Genomic DNA, 679 nt, shown 5'->3' with positions numbered 1-679 from the left:
GCCGTTGTGGCTGGGGTCGGTGAAGTCGAACATCGGGCACACGCAGGCGGCGGCCGGTGTGGCGGGTGTGATCAAGATGGTCATGGCGATGCGGCACGGTCAACTGCCGCCGACGCTGCACGTCCAGGAGCCCACGCCGCATGTCGAGTGGGACACCGGTGACATCCGGCTGCTGACCGAGGCCCGGTCGTGGCCGGAGACGGGGCGTCCCCGCCGTGCGGGCATCTCGGCCTTCGGGGCCAGCGGCACCAACGCCCACGTCGTCATCGAACAGTTCCCGGAAGAAACCCCCGAACAACCCGCCGCGGACGACTCCGACTCCACGGAGCCCACCGTGTGGCTGCTGTCCGGCAAGACGGACGACGCCCTCAGAGCCCAGGCGCGACGACTCGCGGACCACATCACCGCCCACGCCGGACTCAGGCCGGCCGCGATCGGCCGGGCCCTCGCCACCACCCGCACCATGCTCGCCCACCGGGCGGCCCTGGTGGGCAGCACCCGGACCGACCTCATGGCGCAACTGGCCGCCCTCGCCGACGGAGACCCCAGCGTCAGCACGGGTGTGGCCGGTTCGTTGGGTCGGTCGGTGTTCGTGTTTCCGGGGCAGGGTGCGCAGTGGGTGGGTATGGGCGGGGAGTTGTACGGCTCGGAGCCGGTGTTCCGGGAGGCGGTCGATGCG

1 protein-coding gene is annotated in these 679 nt (G+C 71.6%); it reads left to right on the top strand.

The window, feature by feature from the left end; genetic code table 11:
• A partial coding sequence (locus tag IG05_RS43155; RefSeq protein WP_037815893.1) for a ketoacyl-synthetase C-terminal extension domain-containing protein occupies nucleotides 1-679 on the top strand: 679 nt, incomplete at both ends.

Source organism: Streptomyces sp. NRRL S-1022, from assembly GCF_000720135.1.
GTDB lineage: Bacteria > Actinomycetota > Actinomycetes > Streptomycetales > Streptomycetaceae > Streptomyces.
Note: the sequence above shows the minus strand (reverse complement) of the source record. Positions and strands in the feature narration are given on the sequence as shown.